Genomic DNA, 24,165 nt, shown 5'->3' on the forward strand with positions numbered 1-24,165 from the left:
GACAGTGCGTGCTTCGGCCACCGCGGCCTCCCGTCCCGATCGTTCCGGTGAGCGCTTCCGCCGCCACTTTAAAACACACGAATTAAACAAGCAACCTATCGAGACATCGGATCTGTTATCGACTCCCTTTGGGGTGATAGAGCCAACTAAGCGCGAAATCTTCCCTAGTCTCTCGGCCACACCTCCAGCCATTTCCTCCCCAGCCGTTGACCCCATCCGATGTTTCTCCTACGTTGCGGTCGAATCCCAACCGGGGAGGCTGTAGATGAGATCCGCGCTCAGGCGCATATCCGTGGTCGCCGCCGCAGCGGCGGTCCTGACCGCGCTGCCGGGCGCCGCATCGGCCGAAGGACGGCACCAGGGGCGCACGTTTCACGTCGCCACCTGGGGCGCCGACCGCGACAGCGGCAGCTCGCTCCATCCGTTCCGCACCATCGGCCGCTGCACCGAACAGGTCCGGCCCGGGGACACCTGTCTGATCCACCGCGGCCGCTACCAGGAGCGCGTCGCCCCGCCCTCGGGCACCAAGGACGCCCCGATCACCCTCGCCGCGTACGGCGACGGCACGGTCACGGTGGACGGGACGAGGACCGTCACCGGCTGGCGGGACGCGGGCGGCGGTCTGGTGGCCGCCGATGTGGACCTTCCGCTCGACCGCAGCGAGAACGCGCTGTTCCTGGACGGCGAACGCGCCATGGAGGGCCGCTGGCCCAACTCCGGCCCCGATCCGCTCAATCCGTCCTGGGCGGTGGCCGAGCGCTCCTCCACCGATCAGCACATCGACGACCCGGATTTGCCGGACGGCGACTTCACCGGCGCCACCGTCCATCTGTGGGCCGGTTCCAACCCATGGAGCCAGCAGACCGGCACGGTGACCGCCACCAAGGCCGGTGCGCTGGACTTCACCGGTGGCAACTACCGCTGCACCCCGCTGTGCATGGGCGACCAGAACTACCGCAACTACTACCTGGTGGGCGCCAAGGCCACGCTCGACCAGCCCGGTGAGTGGTACTACGACAAGGACGCGCGCCGCCTGTATCTGGTCCCGCCCGAGGGCGGTGTCACGGGCCACACCGTGACCGCGAAACACGAGAGCTGGGGCGTGGACCTCTCGCACAGCTCGCATGTCACCGTGCGCGGCCTCGACCTGTGGGGCACCTCGCTGCGCACCGGCGCGGACAGCACCGGTGTGCTGGTCGAGGGGGTGCGGGCGCGCTACATCTCGGAGTTCTCCACGCTCCCCATGCCGCGCGACGACGAGTTGGCCATCCCGCCCGGCGAGGGACACATCGTCGCCTCGCGGGTGCTCAACTCCGGTGTCCAGATCCTCGGCAACGGCAACACCCTGCGCGACAGCGACATCGGCTACTCCGCCGGTACGGGGGTGCTGCTGCGCGGCAGCGGCAACACCGTCACCGGCAACTACATCCACGACGTCGGCTGGATGGGCAGCTACACCCCCGGTATCGAGATCAACGGCAGCGGCCAGAGCGTCACCCACAACACCATCCGGCGCACCGGCCGGGCGAGCATCGACACCGCCTGGCAACTGAACGGCGTGCCCTTCCACGACAACCGGATCGCCTACAACGACCTCTCCGAGGCGATGCGCACCTCACGTGACGGCAGCCCGTTCTATGTGTGCTGCAACCTGGACGCCAAGGGCACCAGCGTCGACCACAACACCGTCCATGACGCGGACGGCCAGGTCGGCTACTACATCGACAACTCCTCAAGCCAGTTCCTGCTGCACCACAACGTGGCGTACAACACCGGGGCGCGTGGCACCTTCTACAACGGCCACAGCGGGGTCAGCCTCGGCAACCGCGACCACCACTCCTCCTACGGGCTCGGGGTGACCACCGCCGTACGGCTGAGCGGGGCGACCGACGCCACGGGCACGTATGTGAGCAATGACGTGGCGCTCGGGCCGATGGAGATCTCCGGCCCCGGCGATCCGGCCCCGGTGGTACGGAACAACCTGCTGCCGCCCACGGATCCGCGCTACACCGACGCGCGCAACGGCGAGCTGTGGCCGCGCCCGGGCTCCCCCGCCATCGACGCGGGTGAGACCGTGGACGGGGTGACCGGCGAGGTCCGGGGGGACGGGCCGGACCAGGGCGCGTATGAATACGGGGCGCCCATCTGGTCGTCCGGCTGCCGGCTGCCGGGCTGCGAGACCCGGGTCCGCAACGACGGCTGGAAGGCGACCGCCTCGGGTGGCGCCGATGCCTCGGCCGCCGTCGACGGGGTCCAGACCACCCAGTGGAAGGGGAGTGCGCCCCAGTCCTCCGGTCAGTCGCTCACCGTGGATCTGGGCACCGCGAAAACCTTCGGCCGGATGGCGATCGACGCGGGGATGGACGCCACCGGGCACCCTTATGGCTTCACCGTCTCGGTCAGCCGCGACGGTGACCACTGGGGCACGCCGGTGGCCCGGGTCAGCGGCCGCTCCTTCACCCAGGACGCGGTCTTCCCGCAGCACACCGCCCGCTATCTGCGGATCGAGCTGACGGCGCCGGGCGAGAACCCCTGGGCGGTGAACGAGATCCGGCTCTACGCCGACGGCCCCGACGCGGCCGCCACCTTGCAGGCGGAGCGCGCCGAGGTGGTCCGGGGCGCCGAGCGCGGCGAGGCGGCCACCTCGGTCCTCGGGCAGGGGGACGCCATCGGCTTCCGGGGTGTGCGGTTCGGTGCGGGCGCGGACACGCTGACGGTGCGGCTGGCGTCCGGCGGCTGCGGGGACTGCGCCCTGCGGCTGCGCCTGGACTCCCCGGACGGAGCGGTGGCGGCCACGCTTCCGGTGCGCGGGACCGGTGGCACGGACGAGTGGCGGGAGCGTTCGGTGCGCCTCCCCCGTACGGTGACCGGCTCCCATGATGTCTATCTCGTCGCCACGGGTGGCCACCGGGTTGCCGCCGTGGACTGGCTGACGTTGCGTTAGGCGCGAGGAGGTGGGGTCGTGGCGGCGCCCTGGCGCACGGCGCGCCCCACCTCCGTCCGCAGTGCGATGAACTCGGGCAGCCCCCGGGTGGCGATCTGGTCGCGGTCGGCGGGCAGCGCCACCGGCAGATCCGCCCGCACCCGGCCCGGGCCCGGGGCCAGCACCACCACCCGGTCGGCCACGTAGACGCTTTCGTCGATGTCATGGGTGACCAGCACAGTCGTCATCCCCTGGGCCCGGTGCAGCCGCAGCAGCAGATCCTCCAGATCCTCCCGCGTCTGGGCGTCCAGCGCGCCGAACGGCTCGTCCATCAGCAGCAGCGCGGGCCGGGCGGCCAGGGCGCGGGCGAGGGCGACGCGCTGCTGCATTCCGCCCGACAACTGCCAGGAGTGGCGGCGGGCGGCGTCGGCCAGGCCCACCTGCTCCAGCATGGCCACCGCCGCCGCATGGCGCTGCGCGCGGGGCAGTCCGCGCCGCCGCAGCGGAAGGGCCACGTTCTCCCGCACCGTAAGCCAGGGGAAGAGGGAGCGGCTGTAGTCCTGGAAGACGACACCGAGCCGGTCCGGGACACCGTCCACCACCTCCCCGTCCAGGGTGATCCGCCCGGCGGAGGGACGGACGAGGCCCGCGACACAGCGCAGCAGAGTGGACTTGCCGCAGCCGGAGGGCCCGACGAGGGTGAGCAACTGACCGTCGAGGACGGTGAGTTCGATGTCCTGGAGCACCTCGGGGCCGTCGCCGTAGCGGTGGCTGAGGTGGTCGATCCGCAGCATGTCCGCCTCACCGGGCCCAGGGTTCGTACGCCGGGGAGTCGTCGGCGGGGACCCGGATCTGGAGCAGCAGCGGGCCGTCGTCGCGGCCGAGGGCGAGGGCCCGGTCAAGGGCCTTGGGAAGGTCGTCGGGCCGCTCCACCCGGTCGGCCGGGCAGCCGAAGGACCCGGCGAGGGCGGCGAAGTCGATGCCACCGATCTCGGTGCCCGGCACGGGGGTGATGCCGATGCGGCGGCCCAGCGCCTTGACCGCGCCGTAGCCGCCGTTGTCGAGCAGGAGGTAGGTCACCGGGGCGCGGTGCCGGGCCGCGGTCCACAGGGCCTGCACCGAGTAGAGCGCCGAGCCGTCGCCGACCACGCACACCACCCGTTCGCCGTCCGCCAGGGCGCGTCCGACCGCGAGCGGCAGCCCCCAGCCCAGCGCGCCGCTGCCGGTGGTGAGGAAGCGGCCCGCGCCGCTGATGGGGAGGCGGGCGTGGAGGGCGTCGCGGTGGCTGGGGGTCTCCTCCACCAGGACGGTGTCCCGGGGCAGTCGCTCGCGGAGCAGCTCCATCACCAGCTCGGGCGAGATGTCCTCGGCCGAGGCGGGCAGCGGCTCGGGGGCGGGCCGCGGCTCCGGCGCGGGCCGATCGGAGGGCTGGACGAGATCGGTGAGGGTGCGCAGCGCGGGGCGGAGGGTGGTGACGATGCTGGTGCCCACGGGCAGCCACGCGGCCTGCGCGGGATCGCAGTCGAGGTGGTACAGCGCGGTGCCTTCGGCGAGCGGCGGGCCCTCGGTGTGCACGTGGTAGGTGAACAGCGGGGCCCCGAGCGCGACCACCACATCGTAGGGAGCCAGCCGCTCCGCCAGTTGGTCGGCGACGGGTGGCAGAAAGCCCTGGAAGAGCGGGTGGCGTTCGTCGAAGCCGGAGCGTCCGGAGAGCGGGCTGATCCACACCGCGGCCCGCAGCCGCTCGGCCAGTTCGGCCACTTCGGGTACGGCGTGCTCGTCGTCCACTCCGGGCCCTGCGACCAGCGCGGGGCGGGCCGCCGCGTCGAGCGCGCGGGCGAGACCGGCCAGCGCGCCGGGGTCGGCGGTGTAGCCGCCGTGGACGGTGCGCGGGGCGACCGGCTCGGCGGGGCGGTCCCAGTCGTCCTCCGGTACGGAGAGGAAGACCGGGCCCCGGGGGTGGCTCATGGCGACGCGGTGGGCCTCGGCGAGCGCGGCGGGCACATCGGCGGCCCGCTCCGGCTGCCTGCTGAACTTCACGTAGGGACGCGGGAACTGGGCCGGTTCGTCGGCGCCGAGGAAGGGCCGCAGCGGGAGCAGCGCACGGGACTGCTGGCCCGCGATGATCACCACCGGCACCCGGTCCCGGTAGGCGTTGAACACCGCGCCCAGGGAGTGGCCGACGCCCCCGGCGGAGTGCAGGCTGACCAGCGCCGCCCGCCCGGTGCCCAGGGCGTGGCCCGCGGCCATGGCGACGGCGGTCGACTCCTGAAGTCCGAGCACATAGCGGAAGTCCTCGGGCCAGTCGCGGAACATCCGCAGTTCGGTGGAGCCGGGGTTGCCGAAGACGGTCGTCATGCCGGTGGCGCGGCACAGTGCCAGCACCGCCTCGCGGACCGTGGTGGTCGGTGGGTGGGCGGGGGGCGCGGCCATGGGGCCACCTCCTCGGCTGGGTGCGGGGGCGGGTCCCGCGTACGGGTCGTCAGGAGCCGTGCGCGGCACGGTGTCTGCCCAGGGCCAGGCGTTCGACGGTGAGCAGCACACTGTTGAGCAGATGGCCGAGCGCGCCGAGCAGCACCATCACCGCCCATACGGTGAGCAGATCGGAGCGGGTCTGGGCGTCGGTGAGCTGGAAGCCTATGCCGTCGGCGGTGCCGGGCAGCAGCTCCGAGAACACCATCAGGATCAGCGAGAGCGACAGGCTCAGCCGCAGCCCGGCGAAGATACGCGGAAGCGCGGCGGGCAGATACAGCAGCACGATCCGCTCGGCGGGCCGCATCCGCACGGTGGCGGCGACGTCCAGCCGCAGCGGGTCGATGCCGCGGACCCCCTCGGCCGTGTTGATCAGTACGGGCCAGATGGCGCCGAAGACGATCGAGGCTAGCTGCATCGGCGTACCGAGGTCGAAGACGACGACGAAGACGGGCACCAGCGCGGGCGGCGGCACGGCGCGGGCGAATTGCAGCACCGGGTCGCACAGCGCGTACACGGTGCGCGAGCGGCCCAGGGCGAGCCCCAGCACGATGCCACCGGCCGCGGCGAGGGCGAATCCGGCGAGCACCCGGCCGAGGCTGGGCAGCAGATCGCGGACCGCCGCGTCGGTGAGGAACGCCCGTCCGGCGGGGCCGGAGAACCACAGGTGATAGCCGTGCTGGACGATCCGGGCGGGGGTCGGGAAGAACACACTGCCGTGGGCCCGCGCGGCGAGCTGCCACAGCACCACCGCCACCACGGGTACGCCGAGACGCAGCGCGAGTGTCCGGGGCAGCCGCCGGACGGTGTGGAGCGTGGCCCGCGCGGTCATGTGCCGCTCCCGCGGTGTTCGGGCGCCCAGGGGAACAACCGCCGTTCGACCGCGGTGAGGGCCAGATTGACGGCGAGGCCGAGCGCTCCCGCCCACACCACTCCGGCCAGCACATCGCGGGTGCCGTCGGTGGCCATGCCCGCCTGGGCGATGAAGATGCCAAGACCCTCGCCGAATCCGGCGAGGATCTCGCTGGCCACGGCGAGGATCAGGGCGGTGGCCGCCGCGATGCGCACCCCGGCGGCGATGAACGGGGCGGCCGAGGGCAGACCTGCCCGCAGCAGGACGGCGAGCCGCCCGAAGCCGAAGGCGCGCAGTGTGTCCTTGGCCAGCGGATCGGTCTCGCCCAGCCCGTAGACCGTGTTGAACAGCACGGGCCAGACACTGGCGTAGGTGACGAGGGCGACGGTCGTCTCGCCACCGGCGCCGAGCAGCAGTGACACCAGCGGGATCAGGGCCACCGACGGCACCGGGCGCAGGAACTCGATCAGCACCCGCGCGGCCTGCCCGGCCGCCGGCACACTGCCCAGCAGCAGCCCGAGGGGGATCGCGAGGGCGCAGGCCAGGGCGAGCCCGGTGGCCCATGCCTCGAGGGTGGCGCCGACGCCGTTCAGGAAGGCGGTGTCGCCGCCGAGTTCGACGGCCCGTACCAGCACCTCGGAGGCGGGCGGCAGGAACGTGCGCCGCACCATCCCGGAGCGGCTGAGGGCCTCGCAGGCGGCGAAGGCCACGAGCACGCCTACGGCGCCGAGCAGCGCGTCCCTGGCCCGCCCGGTGTGCTTGCGCCCGGCCGTCGTGGGGCTCACTTGGCGGGCTGGTAGAGGACGGCGGCGGGGTCCAGGTCCTTGGTGAGCAGCTTCTGCGCCCGCATCAGCGAGATGAGCCGCTTGAGCTGGGCGGCGCTGGAGGTGGCCGGGTAGTCGGGCAGGCCGATGGCGGCGGCCTCCGCCGGCTTGATCTTCGTATAGCCGGGCAGCGCCTTCTCCACGGCGCCGCGGTCCTTGGCGGCGACGGCCTGGGCGGCGGTGATGGCGCGCTGGAACGCGGCGGCGGACTTCGGGTACTTGTCGATGAATGTGTCGGTGGTGACGTAGCCGCTGAGCGGCAGTCCGGCGGTGGGCGCCGCGTTGCCGTCGACCACCGTACGGGCCTTCAGCTCGCGTTTGAGGGCGGTGACGAACGGCTCGGCGACGTGCACCGCGTCCACCTGGCCCCGCTCCAGCACCGAGCCCATCTGCGGGAACGGGACCTGCCGGTACTCGGGCAGCCCGGCCCCGGCCTTGCCGAGGACGGCGTTGAGGGTGAGCGACTGGATGTTGTTGAGGATATTGACCGCGATCTTCTTGCCCTTGAGGTCCCGCGGTCCCTTGATCGTGGAGTCGGAGGGCACCAGCACCTCCATCATGTGCGGGGCGTTGCGCGCGCCCTCGGCCAGCACCCGGGTGGCCAGCGTGCCCTTCTCGCGGGCCTGGAGGAACGTCACGAAGTTGGCGCCGCCGATGACGTCCACCTGGCCGTGGGCGAGTGCGGGCAGCGCCTGGACGCTCTGCTGGACCGGCTGGACGCGGACGTTCAGCCCCTCCTTCTGGAAGAGCCCCCGGTCGATGGCGATGTGCAGCGCGGCCACATCGGCGAGGGGCAGTCCGGCGACGGTGATCGTCTTCTTCTCCGGCCCGCCCCGGGCCCCGGACTCCTCCCCGGAGCCGCCGCATCCGGCGAGAAGCACGGCGGTGACCGTGGCGGTCGCGGCCAACTTTGCTGAGCGGACGCGCAGTTGGGCTCTCATGGCATTTCACGATAGGGGTCGTCAGCTCTTCGCACCATGGCCGGGACACCTCGTCGAACAGGGGCTCGAGCCGGGCGGGGTATGGCAGGAGTGGTTGCGGCCTGGCAGAGTGCGGCCATGGACTATTCAGCCCATTTCCACCGTGAGATCGTGGCGTTCGAGCAGGCGGCCCGCGCTGCCGCCGACGGGGCGGACGCGCCGCTGATCCCCTCCTGCCCCGGCTGGACGATGTCGGACCTGGTGCTGCACCTGGGCGGGGTGCATCGCCTGGTCGCCCGTGTCATCCGGGACCGACTCAGCCGGCAGCCGGACATCACGGACGCCACCCTCTTCGAGCTTCCCGAGGACCGTGAGGGCTGGCCGGCGCCCACGGGCGGGCCGCATCACGGCCCGGTGCCGGTGAGCCTCGTCGACTGGTTCGCCGAGGGGGCCGCCCGGCTCGAGGCCCTGTTCCGGAGCGAGGATCCGGGCCTTGCGGTGTGGACCTGGTCGGCGGAGCGAACCGTGGGATTCTGGCTGCGGATGCAGACCATCGAGGCGGCCCTGCACCGCTGGGACGCCGAGCAGGCGGTCGGCGCACGGGCCCGGCCGGTCGAGCCCGGCCTCGCGGCGGACGCCGTGGCCCAGACCTTCGAGGTGATGGCCCCGGCCCGGCGGGCGTGGCGGGAGGCCCCTCCCGGGGCGGGCGAGCGGTTCCGGTTCCGCCGGACCGACGGTCCGGACCGGTGGGCGGTCCGCTTCGACGGCGACGAGGTGCGGCTCACCACGGGCGCCGCGGACGATGAGACCGACGAGGCGCTCTGCGATGTCGAGCTGGCCGGGACCGCGTCGGACCTGATGCTCTTCCTGTGGCAGCGGCTCCCCGCGGACCGGCTCGACAAGGTCACGGGCGACCAGGCGGTGCTCGACCGCTACTTCACCCTCGTCCCGCCCGTGTGAGTCGCGTCCCGGCGAGTCGGCGCCCCCCGGCCCGCGCCGCGGGGTGAAACCATGACCGGAAGGTAACCACGAGCGAGGGAGCCGTGAATGAACAGCGCCGATCTGCTGGCCGACGCCTTTGAGCGGGTGCGCGAGGAGGTGCAGGCGGCCGTGGACGGGCTCTCCGAGGACGAGCTGGCCGTACGGCTCGACAGCGGGGCCAATTCGATCGCCTGGCTGGTGTGGCATCTGACCCGGGTCCAGGACGACCACATCGCGGACGCGGCGGGCACCGAGCAACTGTGGACGTCCGAGGGCTGGGCCGAGCGGTTCGGCCTGCCGTTCCCGCCGGACGCCACCGGCTACGGCCACCGGAGCAAGGACGTGGCGGCGGTGCGGGCGGACGCCGATCTGCTCGCCGGGTACTACGACGCCGTCCACGAGAACACGCTGGCCTTCGTGCGCGGCCTCCGCGACTCCGACCTCGACCGGATCGTGGACGAGCGGTGGACCCCGGCGGTGACCCTCGGCGTCCGGCTGGTCAGCGTGATCGGGGACGATCTGGAGCACGCCGGGCAGGCGGCGTTCATCCGCGGCGCGATCCGGAGGCGATAGCGCGCGATCACGGAGAACCGGGGGCCGTCACACCGCTCGCATTGACATGCAGGCAATCGCCTGCCTAACGTGCGGTGTGAGCTCAGAGATGGACAAGGTCTTCAAGGCGCTGGCCGATCAGACCCGGCGGTATCTGCTGGACAGACTGCATGAGCACAACGGCCAGACGCTGGGCGAGCTGTGCCGAAGGCTGGAGATGACCCGCCAGTCCGCGACCCAGCATCTGGCCGTCCTGGAGGCCGCCAACCTGGTCAGCACGGTGCGGCGGGGCCGCGAAAAACTCCATTACCTCAACCCCGTCCCCCTCAATGAGATGCAGGAGCGCTGGATCGACAAGTTCGAGCGCCCGCGGCTGCGCACGCTGAGCTTGGTGAGACGGCAAGCCGAGAAAGCGATGGAAGCGGTGGAAGCGGTGGAAGCGATGACCGACAAGCCGGCGTTCGTGTACGTCATCTATATCGAGAGCACACCGGAGAAGGTCTGGCACGCGCTGACCGACGCCGACCTCACGGCCGAGTACTGGGGCCACAGCAATGTGTCCGACTGGCAGGTCGGCTCCCCGTGGGAGCATCAGCGGACGGACGGCTCCGGCACCGCCGATGTCGTCGGCACGGTCGTGGAGAGCTCACCGCCCACCCGGCTGGTGACCACCTGGGCCGCGCCCGACGCGGATGCCGCCGCCGAGCCCTCCCGGGTCACCTTCGACATCCAGCCGCACGGCGACATCGTCCGGCTCACCGTGACCCATGAGAACCTGGCCGACGAGGCCGAGCGGACCGCGGCGGCCGGTGGCTGGGCCGCGGTGCTGTCCAACCTGAAGTCGCTGATCGAGACGGGGAGTCCGCTGCCGCAGCAGCCCTGGCTGATCCCTCAGTGAACCTCGGCCCCCGTGGGACGTGGGCGCTCACCGGGCGGCCCCGCCGTCCCGTACCGTGATCCCCAAGGCGTCGGCGAGCATCGGAGCCAGCTCCATGAGCTGCCCGCTGCCGATGGTGGCGCCGCCCAGCGCGTCATAGCCATCGGCGATCTCCAGCCGGGTGGCCCCCCGCAGATCGACCTTCGCCATCCGCGCCTTGGCGAACCGCACCTCCTCCAGCGCCGACCCCGGAAACGCCACCTCCTCAAGGCCCGCACCGCCGAGGTCGACATCGCGCAGCAGACAGTCCACGAAGGTGACGTTCCGCAGCGTGGCGGTGCGCAGGTTCACCGCTTCGAGCTTGCACCGGTGGAAGACCACCCGGTGCAGCCGCGCGGAGAACATCTCGAGACCGGCCAGCACACAGCCGTTGAGTTCGCCGTCCTGCCAGTCGGTCTCCGCCAGATCGGTGCCGACCCACCGCACCCCGTCCAGCCACACCTCATTGAACCGGGCCCCGCGACCACGGCCCCCGGTGAAGGTGACCGAGGAGAACGCGGATTCGAGGAACCGGGCGTGGTCGCATATGGCCCCGTCGAACGCGTCGCCGTCCAGATGAACGGTGTCGTAGTCACCCCCTTCCGCCAAGGCCCCGTCGAACGGCCGCAGATGGTCGGCGAAGGGCAGATCGGCCAGTTCACGGGGGGACGGCGCCATGCCGGGCTCACTTTCCTGGGGGCGGACGGCGTGCGGGGGCGATCCTGCCATCCGGGTCGGACATCCCCGCGAGGACCGACCGGCACGGAGGGGATGGCGTACGCCGTGCGGGTCACTCCACGGTGCGCTTACCCGACTTTTCCGTGCATTCCTCCGTTAAATCTGATGGTCAGATATCTCGCTCTGCGACCCAACACGGAGGAATCCATGCAGATCGCGAAGAAGGCCGCCTTGGTGGCCGCGACCGCGGGCGCCCTTGCGCTCCTCGGCACCGGCACCGCGGCAGCGGGCGGCGGGTACGGCGGCAGCTCCGACAGAAACTCCGGTGCTCCCACCAGCTTGGACGTCAGCAGCTTCATCTTCCAGAGCAACCACTGCAACACGTCCACCGGCACCACCCTCTCCAGCGCCGTCGCCGGTCCGACGGGTGAGATGAAGATCGGCAGCACCTGCGCCAACATCATCGGCGGCTGACGCCGGAACAGTGGCCGATGACCACCGTCACCGGCTCACCGAGCTCCTCCCGCTCCTCCGGGGCGGGAGGAGCTCGGCCGTTCCGGCCCGATGGCTCGGTACGCCGAACGGGCCACTCTCCGGTGCGCTTACCCGACTTCTCCCGGGGTTTCTTCGTTAAATCGGACCGTCAGATTTAATTGTTCTGCGACCCGACACGGAGGAATCCATGCAGATCGCGAAGAAGGCCGCCCTGGTGGCCGCGACCGCGGGCACCCTTGCGCTCCTCGGCACCGGCACCGCGGCCGCCTACGGCGACGACGGAGGCTTCGACAGCTCCACCAGCGTCAACCTCTCCAGCTTCATCTTCCAGAGCAACGAGTGCAACACAGCCACCGGCACCACCTCCTCCATCGGCGGCGTCGGCCCGAGCGGTGACATGAACATCGGCAGCAACTGCATCAACTACCTCGGCGGCTGACGCAGGGGCAGGGGCCGACGACCACGGTCACCGGCCCACCGCGCTCCCCTCGGCCCTCCGGGTCGAGGGGAGCGTGTGCTTCACCGCCGTACCTGGATCAGCGCATGGGCGCCGCTGGTCCGCCAGCGGTCCTCATGTGCGTCCAGCGCGGCCACGGTCCGCTCGTCGAGGCCGACGATGACATCCGACTTCAGGGTGCGCAGCGCGGCCACCGGGCCGGGGAAGTACGCGGTGCGGTCGGCGAAGGAGGTGGTCGGGGGCCACAGCCGGTCGCCGACCAGGCGGCGGTAGTTCAGATCGCCCTTGAAGACGGTGAGCGTGGCCTCGGCGAACTGACTCCGCAGCTCGCCCGGCATCTCCTCGTACGGCAGCGGGGCCCGGAAGAAGTCATGTGCCCGTACGACGAGCCGCCCGTCGCCCATGGCGGCCCAGAGCCGTCTGCCGGTTCCGGTCGCGGCGCCCTCCGCCCGCACCAGACGGCGCAGACAGTCCACGACATCCTCGGTGGTGGCGTCGGAGACGTAGTACGGATACGGCTTCACCTGAAGCACCACCCGCTCGGCGCGCCCGTGGTGGAGCACATGGTCGATGAGGACGAGGTCGGGGAGCAGCTCCCGCCCGGCGTTGTCCGCCACCAGGCACAGCGTGGCCGGGGAGCCGGTGGGCAGCAGGGACCACAGCGCCTCGGAGTCGTCCGCGACCAGCGGCGGGGTGTCGGCGCCGCTCGCCTCAGCGGCCGAGGAGGAGATACGGAAGCCCAGGTCCGCGCGGTTGCCCCACAGTGAGCCGTGCACCAGCGCGGCGGCCTGTTCCCCGGCGGGCTTGCGCAGGATGTCGTCGAGGGTGGCCAGTTCGGCTTCGGCCTCGGGGGTGTGCAGCTCGGCCTGTTTGAAGGGGCGGAACGGGTCGACGCCCCGCCAGGGCCCGTCGGCGAAGTAGCCCACCGCCTCCAGGAGCAGGCGGTAGAAGTAGCTCTCGGCCCACAGGAACGGCACGTCGAACCAGGACCGGCCAAAGTGCTCCCGGCCCCACTCCGCCCACCGGTCGTGGTCGTACGCGGTGGGCGGGAGCGGGGTGATGGCGCCCTCGGCGGCGTTGTCGCGCAGCGCGTCGAGGGCGCGGTGCTGCTCGGGCCCGTACGGGAAGGCGTCGCGCACCTTCTCGATCAGTGCGGGATGGCGCTCGGCCAGCACACTCCGGGCGAACGATCCGGGTTCATCGCTACGGATCACGGGCGCGTCGACGGTGTCGGACATGGCAGTCAGGGTCGCATACGGCGCGGTGGCGAGGAGGGGATCACCAGTGCGCGGGGCGGGTGAGGGACGGCGGCAGCCGGGTGGCGGCGTCGCCCTTGGCCGCGGCGAGCTGGGCCTGGGTGAGGAAGATGGCGCCCCGGAGGTCGGCCGCGCTCAGGTCGGCGTCGCGGAAGTCGGCCCCGATCAGATCGGCCGCCGTCAGATCGGCTCGGGTGAGGTCCGCCGCGATGAGCAGGGCCCCGCGGAGGTTGGCACCCCGCAGATCGACTCCCCTCAGATCGGCGCCGATGAGATCGGCTCCCCTGCGGTTCTTCTTCTTGCCCGGGATCCGGGCCCGTATCAGCTCGCTCGTCCGCAGCAGCAGCTCATTGACCCGGTCGCGGTGGGCCGCCACGTCGAGCTCCATCAGCTCGGAGGCGCTTCCGCGGGTGAGGCGCTCCGTCTCCTCCAGCGCCCGGCGCACCGCGCCGTGGACGGGCCGGGCGGCCGGCAGGGTCAGCGCCTCGGTGAGGTACCAGAGCAGTTCGTGGAGGTGGCGCATGGTGGGAAGGACGGCGAACATCTCGGAGGCCGTCCCGGGGTGCCGCCGCCAGTCGCGGCCCTCGAAGGTGAGCTGCGAGACCTTCTGTCCGGCGCCGAAGCAGTCGTAGACCGTGCAGCCCTTGAAGCCCTCTTCCCGCAGCCGGGAGTGGATACCGCAGCGGAAGTCGGACCGGAGGTTACGGCAGGGCTCCCCCGCGCTCTTGCCGATCGCGAAGTCCGCGGAGGCGGCGAAGGGCAGGGCGACACAGCACAGCCCGAAGCAGTTGCCGCAGTCGGCCCGCAGGGCGGTACGGTCCGCGGCGGCCGGGCCGGAGGAGGGGGTTTCGGTCGGATGTGACACCGTGCGTGGTCTCCCGCGTGGACAAGAGCACCGCGATGCGGGCGGTGCTCGGTGGTTCCATTGTCGCAAGCGGGCTCAGCCGGGAATGATCAGGTCGATTCCATAGGCGGCGATCGCGAGGCACGCGGCGAAACACACCACCGCCGCGCCCGCCGCCACCGTGTCCGAACGACCGCGGCGTGCCCCGTGGCACGGCACGCCGCCACCGGCGCGGGCCCAGGCGGCGACGCCGAGGGAGAACATCACGACCACCAGGACGGTGACCCCGAGGCTGACCCCGAAGACCCCGCCGATGGTGCCCCAGGTGGTGCCCATACGGATCAGCTCCTCAACGGCGGTCGGATCCGGGTCAGACGGTCCGGTCCAGGGCGCGCTCGGCGGACTCGGGGAGGTCCGGCTCGTTCACGTTGTCCGGGTTCACCGGGCGACGGCGCGAGAGGGCGTAGAAGCCCGCCGCCGCGGCCACGGCGATGCCCGCCACCAGGGCCACCCCCGCGTTGCCCCGGCCCGCCACCCAGGCCGCGACACCTCCCACCGCAGCCGCCGCGGGCAGGGTCAGCAGCCAGGACACGGCGATCCGCCCGGCGATCCCCCAGCGCACATGGGCCAGCCTGCGGCCGAGTCCGGCCCCCAGGATGCTGCCCGTGCACACCTGGGTGGTGGAGAGGGGAAAGCCCAGGTGTGACGAGGCCAGGATCACCGCGGTGGCGCTGGTCTCGGCGGCGAAGCCCTGCGGGGGCTGGATGTCGGTCAGCCCCTTCCCCATGGTCCGGATGATCCGCCACCCGCCGATATAGGTGCCGAGCGAGATCGCCAGGCCCGCGGCGAGTACCACCCACCACGGGGGCCCGGAGCCGTGGCCGAGCACACCACCGGCGATGAGGGTGAGCGTGATGACCCCCATCGTCTTCTGCGCGTCGTTGGTGCCGTGGGCGAGGGCCACCAGGGACGCGGATCCCACCTGGCCCGCGCGGAAGCCCTTGCGTGCCGCGGGAGCGGCCACCCGGTGGGTGATCACGTAGGCGAGATAGGTCGCCAGCACGGCCACCGCACAGGCCACTATCGGTGAGGCGACCGCCGGGATCAGGATCTTCTCCACGATCGCGGTGAAGCGCACCGCGGATTCCCCGGCGCCCACCCACACCGCGCCGATCAGCCCGCCGAACAGGGCATGCGAGGAACTCGACGGCAGCCCGGCCAGCCAGGTGATCAGATTCCACAGGATCGCCCCGATCAGCCCCGCGAAAATCATGACCGGGGAGACCTTGGCGTCGTCGACGATGCCATTGGAGATGGTCTTGGCCACTTCCGTGGAGAGAAAGGCCCCGGCCAGATTGAGCACCGCGGCGACGCCGACGGCGATCCGGGGCGACAGCGCCCCCGTGGCGATGGACGTGGCCATCGAATTGGCGGTGTCGTGGAAGCCGTTGGTGAAGTCGAAGGCCAGTGCCGTGAGGATGACGGCCACCAGAAGGAAGGAGACGGAATCCATTCCCGACCTCCCGCACCAGGAGTGGTCCGGCACATCGCCCGTCGGACCGTCTCGTGAAGACCGCTGTCTGATGTCCACGCTAAGCGTGGTGTCAGGAGGGCGCCAACGCTGGCGGCCCGCCCAACGACCGGGCCAGGTCGGCGCCATGGCCACGGCGGCACCCGGCCGCGGTACGGCAGCGGCCGGCGCGGTGCGCTCCGCCCGCGCCCGCCACCCCGCCGGCCGGAGGGCTCACCGGCAGCTCAGGGAGGCGCGGGCGTTGAGCGTGCGGACATCGCCTCCCGTGGTGTCCCGGTAGGTGTCGGTGACACGGGCGAGCTCCTCGGGGGTCCGCGCACCCGCCCGGTTCATGGCCCGGTTCGCCCGTACGACGGCCGCCGTGGCCTCGCGGCGCTCGGTCTCGTAGCGGGCCAGCGCGGTCGGCACATCGTCTGCCCGCGCGAGTTCGCGGGCGAGGACGCGGCCGTCCACGACGGCCTGGGACGCGCCGTTGGCCCCCACCGGATACATCGGATGGGCGGCGTCGCCGAGCAGGGTCACCCGGCCGCTCCCCCACCGCGGCAGCGGCTCGCGGTCGACCATCGGGTATTCGAGGATCTCGCCGCTGTTCACCAGCAGACCGGGCACATCGAGCCAGCCCAGCCGCCAGTGGTCGAAGTACGGCAGCACATCGGCGAGCCGGCCCACCCGGTTCCAGGCCGCCTCCCCGGTGAGCGGCCCGGGCTCGGACACCCGCACCTGGCAGACCCAATTCACCCGGCCGCCGCCGATCGGATACGCGACCAGCTCGGCGTTCCCGTCGCGCACGATCACCATCGAGCGCCCGGAAAGAAACGGCTCGGCCCGCGTCGTGCCCCGCCACATCCGGATGCCCGACCACAGCAGCGGACCGTCCTGCGGATGCAGCGCGGCGCGCACCGCGGAGTGCAGTCCGTCGGCGCCGATCAGCGCCCGCGCGGCGCTCTCCTCGACCGTCCCCGTCGCCCGGTCGAGGAGCCGTACGCGCACACCGCCCCGCTCCCTGGGCCCCGCCTCTTCCCCGGCGTCGTCGAATCCCACGACCCGCGTCCCGGTGCGGACCGCGTCCGCGCCCAGGCGCTCACGGACCGCCGCGAGGAGCAGCCGTTGCAGCTCCCCGCGGTGGACCGAGTACTGCGGCCAGCGGTAGCCCTGGGCCATGCCCCGCGGTTCGGTGAAGACCTGTCGGCCGAACCGGTCGGCGTACACGTTCTCGGCGGTGGCCACGCCGATGGCGGCGAGCTCGTCGCCGAGGCCGAGTTCGATGAGTTCGCGTACGGCGTGCGGCAGCAGGTTGATCCCGACGCCGAGCGGCCGGATCTCCCGGGCGCTCTCGACGACCGCCGTCCCGACACCGGCGGCGTGGAGGCTCAGGGCGGCGGCCAGCCCGCCGATCCCGGCCCCTGCGATGAGCACACTCATCACTCGGCTCCGGCCCCGGGGCGGATCTCGGGGCGGTCCATGATGCGCAGCCAGGTGCCGTCCGGCCGGCGGCGGGCCACCTGCACCCGGCCGCCGGTGTTGTCGGCGGGACGAGTCGAGGTGAGGGCCAGATCGCCGTAGCGGACGGTCGGCAGCGCCTCCTCCACTTCGAAGGGGCGCGGGGCGTGCGCCAGCATCCGCTCGCAGACGGCGCGGATCGCCTCCCGGCCGACGGTCACGGCACCTGGCGGGTAGGCGAGCACCGCGTCGTGCTCGTAGAGCTCGGCCAGCCCCTCGGCGTCACCGGCGTTGGCACGCTCCACGAACAGCCGGGCCAGCTCCTCGGGGGTGGTGGCGCGGGCACGGGTCTCGGTCATGGTCGACTCCTTTCGACTGCCTTGCGGCTGCCTTCGACCGCCCTTTCGGCTGTCTCTCGGCTGTCTCTCGGCTGTCTCCACTCTCCGGTGGGCGCGATCAGAAGTCCAAGAGATGGTAAGTCTGGTTGCTAGAATCATTGGTTATGGAGCTGCGGCAGCTTGAATACTTCGTGGCGGTGGCCGAGGAGCGGAACTTCACCCGGGCCGCGGAGAAGGTGCATGTGGCCCAGCCCGGGGTCAGCGCACAGATCCGCCGGCTGGAGCGCGAGCTGGGCGAGCAGTTGCTGGACCGCTCGGGCCGCTCGGTGCGGCTGACCGAGGCGGGCGCGGCGGTGCTCCCCTACGCACGGGCCGCGCTCGCGGCGGTGGAGGGCGCCCGGCTCGCGGTCGACGAGCTGACCGGGCTGCTGCGCGGCCATGTGGCGGTCGGGACGGTCACCTCGCACAGCGTGGATCTGCCGGGGCTGCTGGCGGAGTTCCACGACGCCCACCCGGCCGTGGAGATCACCCTCACCGAAGCCACCTCGGACGAGCTGCTGGAGGGCCTGCGCACGGGACGGCTCGACGCGGCGATCGTCAGCGTGGGCGCCACCACCCCGGCCGGTGTCGAGCTGGAGGTGATCACGGACCAGCCGATCGTGGCCGCGGTCGGCCCGGACCATGAGCTCGCCGCGCACTCGGCCATCTCGCTGGACACCCTGCGGGGCCGTGCGCTGATCAGCCTGCCGCGCGGCACGGGGCTGCGCACCCGGATCGACGAGGCGTGCGCCGCCGCCGGTTTCACTCCGCATATCGCCTTCGAGGCCAGCGATCCGGAGGTGCTGGCACAGCTCGCCGAGCGGGGGCTGGGCGCGGCGATCCTGCCCGGTGCGTTCGCCGAGGCGCGGTCGGACCGGCTGCGGTCGGTCCGTATCGACCGGCCGGCCCTGCGCGGGCGGCTGGCCTTCGCCTGGCGGGCGGACGGTCCGAGCGGCCCGGCCGGCCGGGCGCTGGTCGAGCGCGCCCGCACCGCCCTGGCGGGCTGAGCGTCCGCCCGCCCCATTGACAGCCCACCAGGGCAGATTCCAGAATTGCGGCATGATCAGGCACCGGTTCGAATCGACGGGACACCTTCGCGCCCCGGACCGGACCGGGTGTGAGCGCTCGGGCCTCTGACCGGGACTCTCCGCATCCCGCGGCCATCGCCCCCGCGCCCCCGAGACCACGCCGGTCATTCCTCTGACGATCGCCGGTCATTACCCTGCCGCTCCGGACATCGTGACGACTGACGAACCGGACATCGCGACGATCCGGACGACGTTCCCGTGTGGTCCCCCTCGGCACGAGGGCATCTCCCCCGCCTGCCCCCTGCCCTTTGTCACGCATGAGGAGACGCCATGACCGTCGTCGACACCACACCAGCGACCCTGCGCGAGGCCACCATCCCGCCGGACGGGATGTACGAGGGCCACCGCATCCTGCGGCGAGTGCCCGAGGGGTGGGAGGAGCGTCCCTACGACCGGTTCGAGGTCGTACCCCTCGGACGGGTCATCGGGGCCGAGATCCGCGGGCTGGACCTGTCCCGGCCGCTGGAGCCCGCGCTGCGCGAGGAGCTGAACCGGGCCCTGCTGGAGTGGAAGGTGCTCTTCTTCCGCGGCCAGCACCTCACCCCGGAGCGACAGCGCGGATTCGCCCGCCACTGGGGCGAGTTGGAGACCAATCCGCTGCTGGCCGCCGGAACCAGCGAGGATGTCGTCCGCTTCGACAAGGGTTCCGGCGCCACACCGACCTTCGAGAACGTCTGGCACACCGACGTCACCTTCCGCACCCGGCCAGCGCTCGGCGCCGTGCTCCAGTTGCGCGAGGTGCCGCCGGTGGGCGGGGACACCCTGTGGGCGGACATGGCGGCGGCGTACGACAACCTCCCGGCGGAGGTGAAGGACCGTATCGACGGCGCCACCGCCGTCCACGACTTCATCCCCGGCTTCGCCCGCTTCTACGGGCCCGAGCGGCTGGCCCCGTTCCAGGAGATGTTCCCGCCGGTGGAGCACCCGGTGGTGCGCACCCATCCCGAGACCGGCCGGCGGATGCTGTTCGTCAACACCTCCTTCACCACCCGGATCACCGGGATGGAGCGGGCGGAGAGCGACCGGCTGCTGAGCTTTCTGTGCCGGCAGGCGCATGTCCCGGAGTACCAGGTGCGTTTCCACTGGCAGCCGGGCGACATCGCGTTCTGGGACAACCGCGCCACACAGCACTACGCGGTCAACGACTACGCACCGCATCGCAGGGTCGCCGAACGCGTCGCCATCGAGGGCGACCAGCCGTTCTGACCCTGTCCGACGCGACCGGCCGTTCCGAGCACGGCCGACGCGACCGGCCGTTGTGACCGCGGCCGGCGCGACCGGCCGTTGTGACCGCGGCCGACCCACGGTGGCCCCTGGTGCGGCGATTTTCGGTCATCGGCGCGGCCCGTACCCGGCGCGGACTCGCTCCGGGCGGATGGAACGATGCACGGCAGGGGCCACATCGGAGGTATAACCATTGCGGAGTGGTCAGTTGGCGAGCCGAGGGAAGGCGACGGGTGCGATACCGGGTCCTGGGGGCGCTTGAGCTGCGCGACGGCGACGGGTGGACTTCCCTGGGGCCGGCCAAGTGGCGGACGCTGCTCGCGGTGCTGCTGTGCCACGCCAACCAGACCGTCTCCACCGAGCGGCTCCTGGACGAGCTCTGGGGCGAGGACCGGGCGCCCCAGAGCGCCACCAAACTGCTCCAGACCTATGTCTCCCGGCTCCGCCAGACCATGGGCGACGAGGCCGGGCAGACCCTGATCACCGAGAAGCAGGGCTACAAGGCGCAGGGCTACCGACTGGCGGTGGAGGCCGCCGAGTTCGACGCCCACCGGTTCGAGCAGTTGGTCGAGGAGGGACGGCGGAGCCTCGACCGGGAGGCGCCCGAGACCGCGGCGGAGCGGCTCCGCGAGGCGCTGGCGATGTGGCGCGGCGCCCCGTTCGCCGATGTGCCCCCGACCCCGGCGGTGGCGGCGGAGGCCACCCGGCTCGAGGAGTGCCGGCTACAGGCCGTGGACGCCCGGATCGACGCGGACCTGCGGTGCGGGCGGCATACGGCGGTCCTGGGCGAACTGGAGGCGCTGACCGCCGAGCATCCGTTCCGGGAGGAGCTGCGCGGCCGGCTGATGCTGGCCCTGTACCGGTCCGGCCGGCAGGCCGACGCCCTGGCCGTCTACCGCGATCTGCACCGGCTGCTGAGCGAGGAGCTGGGGGTCGAGCCGACCCCGCCGCTGCGCGGCCTCCATGAGCGGATCCTGAACGCCGACGCCTCCCTGACGGCGCCGCCCGCCCCGGAGGCGGACCGCCCGGCGCCCGCCGCTCCCCGTAAGGCCCCCCGGGGCCCCCGCCAACTGCCGCCCGCCAGCCCCACGTTCACCGGCCGTCATGGCGAGGTCGCGGTGATCCAGGCGCTGATGGACGCGGCCGGGGACCCGGAGGCGGGCGAGGGCGGGCGGTCAGTGATGCTCGCGGCCATCGACGGCACCGGCGGGGTCGGCAAGTCGACCCTGGCCATTCACGCCGCGCATCAGCTCGCCGACCGTTTCCCCGACGGCCAGCTCTATGTGGATCTGTACGGGGCGACCGCCGGGCAGTCGGCCCTGGACCCCGGCGAGGTGCTCGGCCGGTTCCTGCGCGCCCTCGGCGTGGACGGCTCGAGCGTGCCGGGCGACACCGACGAGGCGTCCGCGCAGTTCCGTTCGCTGGCGGCGGGGCGGCGTCTGCTGGTGATCCTCGACAACGCCGCGAGTGTGGACCAGGTGCGGCCGCTGATCCCCGCGGGGCCCGGCTGCGCCGCGCTGGTCACCAGCCGCGAGATGCTGACCACCCTGGAGGGCGCCACCCATCTGCATCTGGATGTGCTGCCCCAGGACCAGGCGGTGGCGCTGCTGGAGCGGGTCGTCGGCGCGGAGCGGGTGCGGGCCGAGCCCGCGGAGGCGGAGGAGATCACCCGGCTGTGCGGCGGGCTGCCGCTGGCGCTGCGGATCGCCGGCGCCCGGCTGGCCGCCCGCCCCGCGTGGCCGCTGCGCACCCTCGTGGCCAAGCTGACCGACGCCCGCGGCCGGCTGGACGAGCTGCGGTTCGGCGATCTGGCCGTCCGTATCAGCTTCCAGGTGAGCTACGAGGCGTTCCGGCTCGGCCGGCGCTCCGACGACCTGGACGCGGTCCGCGCGTTCCGGCTGCTCAGCGTGGTGCACGGGCACGATGTGAGCCTGCCGGTGGCCGCCGCGCTGCTGGACCTGCCCGCCGACCGCACCGAGAACGCGCTGGAGCGGCTGGTCGACGCCCAGCTCCTGGAGAGCCGGGACTCCGTCCGCTACCACATGCACGATCTGCTGCGGCTGTTCGCGTCGGAGCAGGCGGAGCAGGAGGAGTCCGAGGCGGAGCGGTCGGCGGCGCTGGAGCGGGCGCTGTCCTGCTATGCGGCCACCGCCCAGCAGGCGGTCATCCTGCTCGACCCGCTCCGCCCCTGGCCCCGGCATCCCGTCGAGGGCCCGGCGGTACCGCTGACCGGCCAGGACGAGGCCGAGAGCTGGCTGAAGGCCGAGCTGCCCAATCTGCTGGCCGCCGTCGCCCACGCGGCCGAGCCCGCCCAGCCCGAGGCGATCGCCCGCCTCGGGCTGCGGCTGGCGCGGGCGCTCCAGTGGTTCCTCTTTCCCCGGGCCCACGCCCAGGATCTGGAGTCGGTCAACGAGCTGGCCATCGAGACCGCCCGCCGCCTGGGCGACCCGGCGAGCGAGGCATGGGCGCTGGACGGCCTCTCCGCCGCGTACTGGTTGCAGCACAGCTATGACGAGGTGCGCACCGCGCTGGAGTCGGCGCTGGAGATCTGGCGCGAACTGGGCCACCGGGAGGGCGAGTTGCGCTCCGCCGGTAATCTCGCGGACGCGCTGTGCGAACTGGGCCTGTTCGAGGAGGCCATCACGGTGCAGGAGCGGCAACTGGCCCTCGCCCGGGAGGCCGGGGATCTGCCGGCCGAGGTGATCGGTTTGGGCAATCTCGGCCGGGCCCACCGGGGCATGGGCCGTCCCGAGGACGCCCTGACCTGTTTCAAGGAGAGCCTGGAGTACGCCCGCCGCACGGGCAACATCCACCATGAGGGCTTCGCCCTCTACGAGATCGGGATCACCTATATGGAACAGGGCAGGTTCGTCGAGGGCCGGGCCCATATGGACCAGGCCCTGCCCGTATGGCAGCGCCCCGGTACCTACGAGAGCTGGCGCGGACACACCTGGAGCGGGCTCTTCCCCGCCTGTATGACCCTACAGATCGGCCCCGGCCCGCACTGAGCGGATCAGCCCCGGCCCGCGCTGAGGCGGGATCCGGGGCGGACGCTGTACGGCAGGGGCGGGGTTACGGCTTGCGGGCCACCCCGCCGTAGGCCCACACCCGGCTCGGGTCGGACTCGGCGCCGATGCCCGGGCGCCAGGAGGGCAGTTGCACCAGGCCCGGGTCGAGCAGCTCGAGGCCGGTGAAGAACTCCATGATCCCGGCACGGTCGCGGGCGACCAGCCTGACCGGGTCCCCGAAGCTGATGACCTCCCATTCCCGGTCGGTGTCGATGGTGAAGTCACCGGTGGCGTGGGAGAGGACCAGACAGCTCCCCGGCGCGGCCCAGTCCATGAGCCGGCGCACGATGCCGATGGGGTTCTCCAGGTCCTCGATGTAGTCGAGGACGAGCGTCAGCACGATCGCGACCGGCTGCGCGGGGTCGAGCAGCCGCCGCAGCTCCTCATGGCCGAGGAGATCGTCGGGCGAGCGGACATCGGCCCTGACCATGGTGGTGCCGGAGACGGAGAGACGGGCCTGGCCGTGGCTGGCCACGATGGGGTCGTTGTCGGCGTAGACCACTCGGGCCCGGGGATTCACGGCCTGGGCGATCTCGTGCACATTCGGGTTCGCCGGCAATCCCGCGCCGATATCCAGGAATTGGCTGATTCCATTGGCGGCGAGATGACGGACGGCACGGTGCAGGAATCTCCGATTGGAGAGCGCGGTGTCGCGGACTTCCGGTGCGACTCCGAGAAACCGCTGGGCCTGCTCGTAATCGGCGAGGTAATTGTCCTTGCCGCCGACCAGAAAGTTGTAGACCCTGGCCGGATTCGCCTGGCTGACCGCGAGACGGCCGTGGTCGGCCGGGGGCCACGCCCGTGTCCTGAGGAGCCCTATCCCGGGTCCGCTGCTCTTCATCGTGATTCCCTTACCCATAGCACTGCCTCGCCTCACCGCGGACGGTTCCGGATCACTGCGGATGCGGAGCCGCGCCCGGACGCCAGGTGACCGTCTTGCTGGGCCCCGGTTCGGCCCAGGCGACCGGATCTCGCGCCCATAGGTGGAAGGGCAGTCCGACATCGGCGGACACCCGGCTGAGCTGCCCCCAGGAGTACGCGCCGGAGTGCGTCGCGGTGGCCTGGAGTGCCGCTTCCAGACAGGTGCGAGCGGTGTGTTCGGCCCGGCAGGTGCCGCTCGGGCCGGACCCCTCCACCCCGCCGCAGAGCTGGAAGGTGCTCCAGGCGTAGAGGGGTTCGTCCTCGGTGCGAGGCTGATGCTGCTGGTCGACGTTCACAGGCCCTCTCCAGACGCGTCCCTACCGGGCGGCTGTAGCGATGCGTCCA

Annotated in this window: 23 protein-coding genes; 9 read left to right on the plus strand and 14 right to left on the minus strand. The window is 72.1% G+C overall.

From position 1 onward, the window contains the following. The first annotated feature begins 265 nt into the window (after positions 1–265). Positions 266–2,944, plus strand: coding sequence for a carbohydrate-binding protein (locus tag ACK1X7_RS02865; RefSeq protein ID WP_385156254.1), 2,679 nt, complete (start codon positions 266–268; stop codon positions 2,942–2,944). On the opposite strand, the gene ACK1X7_RS02870 is transcribed toward ACK1X7_RS02865, so the two are convergent. From ACK1X7_RS02870 to ACK1X7_RS02890, 5 genes are read right to left on the minus strand one after another with little or no spacing between them, the layout of a single operon-like run. Continuing rightward, entirely contained in the window at positions 2,941–3,717 is a 777-nt protein-coding gene (locus ACK1X7_RS02870) for an ABC transporter ATP-binding protein (protein ID WP_390794346.1), read from the minus strand. The genes ACK1X7_RS02865 and ACK1X7_RS02870 overlap by 4 nt on opposite strands. 7 nt (positions 3,718–3,724) lie before the next feature. Continuing rightward, positions 3,725–5,356, minus strand: a complete 1,632-nt coding sequence (gene mdlC / locus ACK1X7_RS02875) for a benzoylformate decarboxylase (protein WP_390794347.1) — start codon at positions 5,354–5,356, stop codon at positions 3,725–3,727. A gap of 49 nt (positions 5,357–5,405) precedes the next feature. Beyond that, positions 5,406–6,227 (minus strand): ABC transporter permease, encoded by an 822-nt coding sequence (locus ACK1X7_RS02880; protein WP_385151551.1) that lies wholly within the window; start codon positions 6,225–6,227, stop codon positions 5,406–5,408. Then, positions 6,224–7,033: an ABC transporter permease gene (locus tag ACK1X7_RS02885; protein WP_390794348.1), complete on the minus strand. Its 810-nt coding sequence runs from the start codon at positions 7,031–7,033 to the stop codon at positions 6,224–6,226. The genes ACK1X7_RS02880 and ACK1X7_RS02885 overlap by 4 nt, the downstream gene beginning before the upstream one ends. Further along, a complete protein-coding gene (locus tag ACK1X7_RS02890) occupies positions 7,030–8,013 on the minus strand; it encodes an ABC transporter substrate-binding protein (RefSeq protein ID WP_385151544.1) in 984 nt (327 codons plus the stop codon). The genes ACK1X7_RS02885 and ACK1X7_RS02890 overlap by 4 nt, the downstream gene beginning before the upstream one ends. Positions 8,014–8,130: 117 nt before the next feature. Here ACK1X7_RS02890 and ACK1X7_RS02895 point away from each other — a divergent pair, with 117 nt between their 5' ends. From ACK1X7_RS02895 to ACK1X7_RS02905, 3 genes are all read left to right on the plus strand, one after another. After that, the gene (locus tag ACK1X7_RS02895; protein ID WP_390794350.1) at positions 8,131–8,952 is read left to right on the plus strand and encodes a maleylpyruvate isomerase family mycothiol-dependent enzyme; all 822 of its coding nucleotides are present in this window, start codon (positions 8,131–8,133) and stop codon (positions 8,950–8,952) included. An 87-nt stretch (positions 8,953–9,039) separates the two neighbouring features. Then, positions 9,040–9,546, plus strand: a complete 507-nt coding sequence (locus ACK1X7_RS02900; protein ID WP_119984420.1) for a mycothiol transferase — start codon at positions 9,040–9,042, stop codon at positions 9,544–9,546. 88 nt (positions 9,547–9,634) lie between these two features. Next, the gene (locus tag ACK1X7_RS02905) at positions 9,635–10,423 is read left to right on the plus strand and encodes an ArsR/SmtB family transcription factor (protein ID WP_390794386.1); all 789 of its coding nucleotides are present in this window, start codon (positions 9,635–9,637) and stop codon (positions 10,421–10,423) included. Positions 10,424–10,450: 27 nt separating this feature from the next. Here the strand turns inward: ACK1X7_RS02905 and ACK1X7_RS02910 are convergent, their stop codons facing one another. Beyond that, positions 10,451–11,119 carry a pentapeptide repeat-containing protein gene (locus tag ACK1X7_RS02910; protein ID WP_390794351.1) on the minus strand — a complete coding sequence of 223 codons (669 nt, stop codon included), beginning with the start codon at positions 11,117–11,119 and terminating at the stop codon, positions 10,451–10,453. Positions 11,120–11,326: 207 nt separating this feature from the next. Here ACK1X7_RS02910 and ACK1X7_RS02915 point away from each other — a divergent pair, with 207 nt between their 5' ends. Both ACK1X7_RS02915 and ACK1X7_RS02920 read left to right on the plus strand, forming a co-directional pair. Continuing rightward, the gene (locus tag ACK1X7_RS02915; protein WP_383144070.1) at positions 11,327–11,593 is read left to right on the plus strand and encodes a hypothetical protein; all 267 of its coding nucleotides are present in this window, start codon (positions 11,327–11,329) and stop codon (positions 11,591–11,593) included. 208 nt (positions 11,594–11,801) lie between these two features. Continuing rightward, entirely contained in the window at positions 11,802–12,053 is a 252-nt protein-coding gene (locus ACK1X7_RS02920) for a hypothetical protein (protein ID WP_390794352.1), read from the plus strand. 80 nt (positions 12,054–12,133) lie between these two features. Here ACK1X7_RS02920 and ACK1X7_RS02925 read toward each other — a convergent pair whose 3' ends face one another. From ACK1X7_RS02925 to ACK1X7_RS02950, 6 genes are all read right to left on the minus strand, one after another. Further along, a complete protein-coding gene (locus ACK1X7_RS02925; RefSeq protein WP_385151530.1) occupies positions 12,134–13,309 on the minus strand; it encodes a damage-control phosphatase ARMT1 family protein in 1,176 nt (391 codons plus the stop codon). Positions 13,310–13,349: 40 nt separating this feature from the next. Beyond that, on the minus strand, positions 13,350–14,192 hold the full coding sequence (locus ACK1X7_RS02930) for a pentapeptide repeat-containing protein (RefSeq protein WP_385151527.1): 843 nt from the start codon (positions 14,190–14,192) through the stop codon (positions 13,350–13,352). A 75-nt stretch (positions 14,193–14,267) separates the two neighbouring features. Further along, positions 14,268–14,507, minus strand: coding sequence for a hypothetical protein (locus tag ACK1X7_RS02935; protein WP_385151524.1), 240 nt, complete (start codon positions 14,505–14,507; stop codon positions 14,268–14,270). A 34-nt stretch (positions 14,508–14,541) separates the two neighbouring features. Next, complete coding sequence (locus tag ACK1X7_RS02940; RefSeq protein ID WP_385151521.1) at positions 14,542–15,684, minus strand: inorganic phosphate transporter; 1,143 nt, start codon at positions 15,682–15,684, stop codon at positions 14,542–14,544. 231 nt (positions 15,685–15,915) lie between these two features. Then, on the minus strand, positions 15,916–17,124 hold the full coding sequence (locus ACK1X7_RS02945; RefSeq protein ID WP_413114596.1) for an FAD-dependent monooxygenase: 1,209 nt from the start codon (positions 17,122–17,124) through the stop codon (positions 15,916–15,918). After that, entirely contained in the window at positions 17,124–17,501 is a 378-nt protein-coding gene (locus ACK1X7_RS02950) for a YybH family protein (RefSeq protein WP_385151515.1), read from the minus strand. Before ACK1X7_RS02950 ends, ACK1X7_RS02945 begins: the two co-directional genes overlap by 1 nt. Before the next feature lie 143 nt (positions 17,502–17,644). Between ACK1X7_RS02950 and ACK1X7_RS02955 the strand changes: the two genes are divergently transcribed. From ACK1X7_RS02955 to ACK1X7_RS02965, 3 genes are all read left to right on the plus strand, one after another. Then, positions 17,645–18,526, plus strand: a complete 882-nt coding sequence (locus ACK1X7_RS02955) for a LysR family transcriptional regulator (protein ID WP_385151512.1) — start codon at positions 17,645–17,647, stop codon at positions 18,524–18,526. Positions 18,527–18,877: 351 nt separating this feature from the next. Beyond that, on the plus strand, positions 18,878–19,813 hold the full coding sequence (locus tag ACK1X7_RS02960) for a TauD/TfdA dioxygenase family protein (RefSeq protein ID WP_385151509.1): 936 nt from the start codon (positions 18,878–18,880) through the stop codon (positions 19,811–19,813). A gap of 251 nt (positions 19,814–20,064) precedes the next feature. Then, a complete protein-coding gene (locus ACK1X7_RS02965; RefSeq protein WP_398160950.1) occupies positions 20,065–22,839 on the plus strand; it encodes an AfsR/SARP family transcriptional regulator in 2,775 nt (924 codons plus the stop codon). A gap of 64 nt (positions 22,840–22,903) precedes the next feature. Here the strand turns inward: ACK1X7_RS02965 and ACK1X7_RS02970 are convergent, their stop codons facing one another. Continuing rightward, positions 22,904–23,740, minus strand: a complete 837-nt coding sequence (locus ACK1X7_RS02970) for an SAM-dependent methyltransferase (RefSeq protein WP_385147614.1) — start codon at positions 23,738–23,740, stop codon at positions 22,904–22,906. A 52-nt stretch (positions 23,741–23,792) separates the two neighbouring features. Continuing rightward, positions 23,793–24,116: a hypothetical protein gene (locus ACK1X7_RS02975; RefSeq protein WP_078638415.1), complete on the minus strand. Its 324-nt coding sequence runs from the start codon at positions 24,114–24,116 to the stop codon at positions 23,793–23,795. Positions 24,117–24,165: the final 49 nt, after the last annotated feature.

The organism is Streptomyces sp. CY-1 (assembly GCF_047218265.1).
Taxonomy (GTDB): domain Bacteria; phylum Actinomycetota; class Actinomycetes; order Streptomycetales; family Streptomycetaceae; genus Streptomyces; species Streptomyces niphimycinicus.